General features: G+C 69.6%; 2 protein-coding genes. Both read right to left on the bottom strand.

What is annotated here, in order from left to right; genetic code table 11:
- The coding region (locus E6R60_RS36370) for a DNA/RNA helicase domain-containing protein (protein WP_136331007.1) at positions 1 to 1,035 on the bottom strand (1,035 nt) is incomplete at its 3' end.
- Positions 1,035 to 1,868, bottom strand: coding sequence for a hypothetical protein (locus tag E6R60_RS36365; RefSeq protein WP_136331006.1), 834 nt, complete (start codon positions 1,866 to 1,868; stop codon positions 1,035 to 1,037). The genes E6R60_RS36370 and E6R60_RS36365, both read right to left, overlap by 1 nt.
- Positions 1,869 to 2,081: the final 213 nt, after the last annotated feature.

Below are 2,081 nucleotides of genomic sequence, written 5' to 3'. Positions count from 1 at the left end.
CACCGGGTCGAAGCCCGGTGTCGGAGCGACGCTCCCGACGACGAACGTGCGCGCCATGCTCGTGGGGCGGATGCCGGTGAGGTGGTAGAGCATCCCCTGGCTGTTCACGTCGTCCTCGTTGTCGGCCCGTTCCTCGTTGAAGCGGCGGATCCGGCGGACCTGACCGACGACCTTGGGGATCGGCTGGAGGGACTCGCCCCGGGGGAGGAGACCGTCGCTGACGAGCTGCTGCATCATCGCGGAGCTCCAGCGGAGGAGGATGACCTCCCCCTCCTTGAGCATCCCGCGCAGCGTGTCGGAGCCTCCGAGTTCGTCCAGGTGCCCGGCCTGCGCGGCGATGATGATGCCGACGCCCACCGACCGGCCCGTACGCCCGAGTTCCTTGATGAGCAGGGCGGCCTCGTCGCGGAACGGGGCGCCCTTCTCCAACAGCCGGTTAGCCTCGTCCACGATCCCGTACATCAGCGGGTCGGGGTCGTCCTTGACGAAACCGGAGCGGCCCATGGCCGCGTACGCGGCCATGCGGCGCTCGGCTTCGGCGACCAGACCCCGGAGCATGAGGATGGCCTCGTACTGCGTGGTGACGCGGGTGGCGACCTGTCCGGCGGCCTCCGGGACGGACTGACCGTGTTTCAGGTCCGCGAGGTGGACGACGATCCCGGAGTTCTTGCAGGCGATCAGGATCGCCTGGACCAGTCGGGACTTCCCTGCGCCGGTGGTACCGAACACCGCGCCGCGCTGGGCGTTCCCCGTACGCGGGTCGAACAGGCGAAACCGAAGCGGCGATCCGTCGAAGTAGGTGCCGAGCTGGATCCGCCCGCGCTCGTCCATCACCAGGTCGGTCGCTGTCATTTCACGGACTCCCATGAGGGGGTTGGAGGGGTAGATGCGGACGATGGCCTCGCGGCCGACGCCCTGCTCGAAGATGACCCTGGAGCGGTCCTCGACCTTCAACAGGTCGCACAGAGCCTCGTGGTCGTAGCGCTTCACCCCGCCCGGCGGGGTCTTGAGTACGTACTCGTGGATGTCGAGCATCAGGTCAGTTCCTTCGGCATCTCGTAGGTGTTGGACTCGACCAGTTCGACACCGGGCATCGCGGTTTCGGCGATCTCCGCCCACATCTCCGCGTCGCTGTCGACGGGCTCGGTCTCCGTCTCGGCGACCGGGCGCTGCCCGAGGACCAGGAGGCGGACGCCAGCACCGCGGCCGGGCACCGGGCCGATGTCGATCTGTTCCTCCGGAAGGTCGAGGGCGGCGGACAAGCGCGGCTTGGAGATGTCGGGCACGGCCTGCCCGCGCTGCTGAGTGCCGATGATGAGCGCGACGCACTGCTCGCTCACCTGCTGGTGGTCCAGGAGGACGGTGCCGGGGGCGATGCCGCCCTCGACGGCGAACTTCTCGCCCCACCACCGAGCGGCCTCACTGTCGTAGGTGGGGGCCACCACCACGACGGCGGCCGCCTCCGCCTCCGCTGCCTTCGCCGCTTCGGCCAGCTCCTGGGCCAGGGCCTCGTCGGCAAACTCGCAGGCCGTCAGGCCCGGGCGCAGCATCCAGGTGGCTCCGGTCCACAGCGCGACCACGGCCGCCTGCACGAGGACGGACACATGCCCTTCGGGGGCCAGGCGCTCCCCGACGAGGAGCGCCGCGCAGCCCGCGTGAGGGGCGGCGTAGAGAGAGATGGCCGTCCAGCGCACCGATTCGGGGGCGCGCAGGACTTTCGGGTTCGTCGCCAGGCCGACGCCGGCCGCTGCGATAGCGGCGGCGGCTCCGGGAATGGTGAAAACGTCGTTCCCCAGCCCCCCGGTCAGAACGAGGGCACCGGCAACGGTCGCGGCTCGGCCGACCGTGGAGCGCACGCGAGCGAGCATGAGTGGTACCTCCAGAAACGGGCGGGGCGACCGGGCCGTCGGCTCCGGTCGCCCCGCGATAAGGGGAAAAGGGGTTATCGGTTGCTGTAGTAGGTGCGGTCGGTTTCTTTGCCCGCCATCAGCTCGGCCACGGGCCCGTAATCGGCCTCGTGGCCTTCCTTCGCCGACTTGAAGTCCGCGGCCATTTCCTCGGCCTCGTTGGCGAGCGATTCC

The sequence above is a fragment of the Streptomyces sp. A0642 genome (assembly GCF_004795105.1).
Classification (GTDB): Bacteria; Actinomycetota; Actinomycetes; order Streptomycetales; family Streptomycetaceae; genus Streptomyces.
The sequence above is the reverse complement of the archived record's forward strand: the minus strand, read 5'-3'. Positions and strand labels throughout refer to the sequence as shown.